The sequence below is a fragment of the Streptomyces sp. NPDC005483 genome (genome assembly GCF_040606035.1).
Lineage (GTDB): Bacteria > Actinomycetota > Actinomycetes > Streptomycetales > Streptomycetaceae > Streptomyces.
In genome coordinates this window covers 1-4,297 of the sequence record NZ_JBEXEA010000100.1, presented here as the reverse complement: position 1 = coordinate 4,297, position 4,297 = coordinate 1, and the positions used below count along the sequence as shown (strand labels likewise).

At 67.9% G+C, this 4,297-nt stretch carries 5 protein-coding genes and 1 pseudogene; 4 read left to right on the top strand and 2 right to left on the bottom strand.

Going from position 1 to position 4,297, the window contains the following annotated elements; genetic code table 11:
* Positions 1-274 (top strand): hypothetical protein (locus ABZT06_RS50260; RefSeq protein WP_355756588.1); only part of this gene is annotated, 274 nt, incomplete at its 5' end.
* A gap of 386 nt (positions 275-660) precedes the next feature.
* Here ABZT06_RS50260 and ABZT06_RS50255 read toward each other — a convergent pair.
* Together ABZT06_RS50255 and ABZT06_RS50250 are read right to left on the bottom strand one after the other, a co-directional pair.
* A complete protein-coding gene (locus tag ABZT06_RS50255) occupies positions 661-960 on the bottom strand; it encodes a hypothetical protein (RefSeq protein ID WP_355756585.1) in 300 nt (99 codons plus the stop codon).
* Positions 961-972: 12 nt separating this feature from the next.
* The gene (locus ABZT06_RS50250) at positions 973-2,088 is read right to left on the bottom strand and encodes a serine hydrolase domain-containing protein (RefSeq protein WP_355756583.1); all 1,116 of its coding nucleotides are present in this window, start codon (positions 2,086-2,088) and stop codon (positions 973-975) included.
* 242 nt (positions 2,089-2,330) lie between these two features.
* On the opposite strand from ABZT06_RS50250, the pseudogene ABZT06_RS50245 reads away from it, so the two are divergent.
* The 3 genes and pseudogenes from ABZT06_RS50245 to ABZT06_RS50235 all read left to right on the top strand — a co-directional run.
* Positions 2,331-2,681: pseudogene (locus ABZT06_RS50245) on the top strand (transposase); the annotation flags it as partial.
* A gap of 286 nt (positions 2,682-2,967) precedes the next feature.
* Positions 2,968-3,273, top strand: coding sequence for a transposase (locus ABZT06_RS50240; protein WP_355756580.1), 306 nt, complete (start codon positions 2,968-2,970; stop codon positions 3,271-3,273).
* A 144-nt stretch (positions 3,274-3,417) separates the two neighbouring features.
* Positions 3,418-3,621, top strand: a complete 204-nt coding sequence (locus ABZT06_RS50235) for a cold-shock protein (RefSeq protein ID WP_097276311.1) — start codon at positions 3,418-3,420, stop codon at positions 3,619-3,621.
* The last annotated feature ends 676 nt before the right edge of the window (positions 3,622-4,297 follow it).

Below are 4,297 nucleotides of genomic sequence, written 5' to 3'. Positions count from 1 at the left end.
GCTCGAACAGTTCCCACAACTCATCTGGCACCAGACGCTCAACGATCCCCACGACACCAGACTATCGAACACGCCAAATGAGACGACGTCTAAGTCCTTCCGTGTGCGGAAGCGGGGTGTTGAGGCGGGGAACTGGACACCGTGGGATTCCGGCAGCGGTCGGGCGGCTTTCACTGTGCGGCTGATGGTCATGGCGGTTGAAAAGCTGCCCCAAGAGGTCCGTGGTCGCGAGCTTCCGCAGGTGGTGCACGGTGACCAGGACCGGATCGGCTGAGGTGAGCTCAGCTTTGGCACCTGCGCCGGGGGCCACTGGGCTTGATCCGCTTTGACGGACATCTGAGATCAGGGGTTCTGCAAGGTCGCGCTCTACCCGCAGTGGGCCGCCGAACTCGGCCCACTGTTGGCAGCCTCGTGATGCCTGGCCGAGTTCGGCGCGCGATCATGTCCGAGCGGTGCCCCGCCCTCCCGAGATATGGCTGCGCTCGCGGCGTAGAGAAGGCCAGGTACGGGGGTCGATGTCCGCGGCGGTGGTAGTGGCTGAGCCGGGCGCGGTGTAGATGGCGCCGACGCGTGACCAGTGGAGGATGTGAACGGCTTCGTGCCGGCCGGCGTGAGCGAAGCTGCCCAGTAGCCTGCGGATCTCGTTCACGCTCAGTCGGATCAGGTCGTGACCGTCTCCCCTTTTTTACCGGTGGTGGTGCGGATGGCAGTGGTGCGGATGGCGGTCAGGTGGGCGGCGCCCCCGGAGCCACCACCCTCCGGCCCCGGCCCCGGCCCCGGCCCCGGCCCCGGCCCCACGATGCCCGACGCCTGCCGTCCGTTGCCTCGGGCCCATTGCCCGAAAACCAAATCGGCGGCTTCAAGCCTGGCCGCCTCCGCGTCGATCTCGCCCAGCTCCCCGCGCGGCAGCTCAGCCCGCTCGGCCAGCTGAACCCGCCGCACGATCGTCCAGGTCAGCACGTCCTGCGCAGGTCAGTCGCAGATGGCCTTGTCCAGAAGTGCGTCGACGGCGCCCTCGGGGTCGCGACGGAAGTTGGGCGTGAGAGCGACGGTGACCTGGCGGTGCTGGTCTTGGGTGGAGAACGACCAGGACTCATAGGCCACGGCATCGCCGTCGTTGCCGTACGCCCGGATCCCGCATGAGGTGTCTTGCCATTTCAACCCCAGGCCATAGCTGCCACCCTCGACACCGGGTGTCTTCATCGCGTCGAGCAGGTGGTCCGGCAAGAGGCGGCCGCCAAGGAGGGCTGCCATGAAGCGGTTGAGGTCGCTGGTCGTGGAGATGATCTCGCCGCTGGCGCCCATCACCGACGGGTTCATCTGCGTGTAGTCGACCAGGTGCATCGTGCCGCCCTCCAGGATCGGCACGTAGCCGTACGGGTGCGGCCCGGGAATGCGCGGGGACGTTCCCGGCAGCGAGGTGTGGTGCAGCCCCAGCGGCCGGATGATCCGGCGTTCGATCTCCTTGCCGTAGGAGCGTCCGGTCGCCTCCTTGATGATCTGGCCGAGCAGGAGGTAGCCGGTGTTGGAGTACTTGTAGCGCGAGCCGGGCGGTTCGAACGTGGGAGGGTTGGCCACCGCACGGTCGATCAGTTCCTGAGCGGTCCAGGTGCGCCACCGGTTGTCCAGGAACTGCGGCGCCGGCGGCATCGTCAGCGTGGGCAGGTAGTCGGGCACCCCGCTGGTGTGGCTGAGCAGCTGGCGCACGGTGATGCGGTCACCGTTGGGGACGACTCCGGGCAGCCATGCTTCGACGGTGTCATCCAACCGCAGCCGGCCTTCGTCGACGAGCTGCAAGGTGACGGTGGCGACGAACGTCTTGGTGATGCTGCCGGCCCGGAAGTGGGCGTGTTCCGGGACCGCCTGCGAGGTGCCCTGTTTGGCGACCCCGCTGGTGCCCCGCCAGATGCCGTCCGCGTCACGCACCTCCATCAGCGCTCCGACCCCACTGTCGGCAGCGATGCCGTCCAGCTGTTCCTGCAGCCCGGTGCGGTCGGCTGCTCGCGGCGTCGCGAGCGCAGCGGTGGGCGCTGCCATCACCGCCAACGCAATCGTCGCGGTCACCAGCGCAAGATGCGTGCGCTTCATCCTGATCTCCTCCATGAGTAGCCCGCCGGACGCTCCCGAGGGAGCAGGGTCCGCGGTGCGACCTTTCCCGAACGCCATTGATCCTGCTGGAGGTCCTGGCCGGCCACGATGGGGCTCACGGCCGCATCGGGTCGGGGGCTGTCCCTACCACCCGGCTACGGCGGCCCCGACCGCCATCTCGGCACGACAGCAGGGCGCTTGGCGGCTACGAGGCCGCGGTATCGGGGTGACGACAACTGGGCTTGATCCGCTTTGACGGACATTCGAGATCAGGGGTTCTGCCCCGGGAGGATGTCCATCATGGAGAGCATGGCAAGAAGGGGCCTCGGCCTCGCCGTTCGTTCACGCCGGAGTTCAAGGCCGAGATCGTCGAGCTGTGCCGACGCGGTGACCGCTCTGTCGGCCAGATCGCCAAGGACTTCGACCTGACCGAGACCGCGGTGCGGCTGTGGGTCAGCCAGGCCGAGGTCGATGCGGGCGAACGCGACGGTCTGACCAGCAGTGAACGTGAGGAACTGGCCGCGCTGCGGCGGGAGAACCGCCGGCTGCGGGAGGACGTCGAGGTCCTCAAGCGTGCGACGGCTTTTCTTCGCGTCAATGTCAGGCTGTTGGCGATCGGCGGGTGGACACGGGCCGAAGTCGCCTTTGGTGATTGGTCCTTGATGTGCCGCTCTCCGGTGGCAGGATCCTGTCGACCGGCGGGCTGGCTCGTTTCTTCGCTGCCCCGTACGGCGGTGGCTTGTCGGCGATGTGCCGCCCGCCGGTCGCAGGCCGTCCGGTGCGGTGTGGCTTGATAGGAGCGTGCCGCTGGCCCGATTGAGGCGTGCCCCCGGCACCGGACGATCACCTGAGCATCCGGTATCGCCGCAGGGAGGCACGTTGATCGTCGTTGGGATAGATGGACACAAGGACACGCACACGCTGGTGGCGGTCGATCCGCTGGGAAAGCGGCTGGCGGAACTGACGGTGGCCGCCAGACCCGCTGGTCATCTCAAGGCGCTGGCCTGGCTGCACCGCTCCGGTCCGGTGCTGGTAGCAGTCGAGGACTGCCGGCACTTGACCCGCCGGTTCGAGGCCGACCTGCTCAATAGTGGGCATGCGGTGGTGCGGGTGCACACCCGGCTGATGGCCGGCGCACGACGCTACACCCAGCAGGTGCGTCGATGGCGAGGACTGCCGGCGTGAGGCAGGCGGGCCTGGCATGTGGCGTGATGTCGGTCGGATAGGCGGGGTGATCGGGGGTACAGAGGCTGCAGGCTCGTGCGATTGCGGGCCGGAACAGGCCCGGTTTGACGGGCTGTTCCCAGGTATGAACGAAGGATCGACGGTATGGCCAGCGGCACCGTGAAGTGGTTCAACTCCGAGAAGGGCTTCGGGTTCATCGAGCAGGACGGCGGGGGCCCGGACGTCTTCGCGCACTACTCCGAGATCGCGGGCAACGGGTACCGCGAGCTGACCGAGGGCGAGCACGTGACCTTCGACATCGGCCAGGGCCAGAAGGGGCCGCAGGCGCAGAACATCGTCCGCGGCTGAGCGGGCCACGAAGCGCAGGGTGAGGCGGCTGACCGGTTCGGTAGCTCACGCATGCGGCGCCGTACGGCGTGAGGCGGTCCTTCCCGGCACGTTGCCCTGCAGAGGCTGTCCCTGCAGGGCAACGCCCGGACCAGGGCTGCACGGCGATCTCCGGGCCGCACTAAGGGCGCCGCCTGCACCACGCTGCGGCTGGTCTCGCGCCGCGGCAAAGACCCGCGCTTGGGGGCGCACGCACGTGGCTCTGACCAGAATTCCCAGAATTCCGGTCAGAGCCACAGTCGTGCTTGTGGGGGTGAAGGGCGGTCGCCTACGCGGCGAAAGGCTCTGCGGGGCTTCAGCCGGACGATCGTCCCCGCAGGCTATAGGTGAGGCCCGGGGACACTGTCCCCTTCACTCCCACGCTCTCCACAACAGGCTTAGCCAGGCGGACATTCCCTCTGCACGGCAGGACCCGTGCGGTCAGGCGCTGCGTGAGCGGCGTGCTGCCGTCTTCGCGGTCTTCTTCGCTGCCGTCTTCTTGGCGGCTGCTTCTTCTCGGTCTCCTTCTTCGGCAGTTCGTGGACGTCGGCGTCCTCGCCGCGGGGGGGGGTGCCTCTATGTCTTTCGTCAAGCGAGGTGTGGGGTTCTGGGCTCGTAGAAGGTCCCGTCGCGGAGCATCGCGAACAGGACGTTGGTC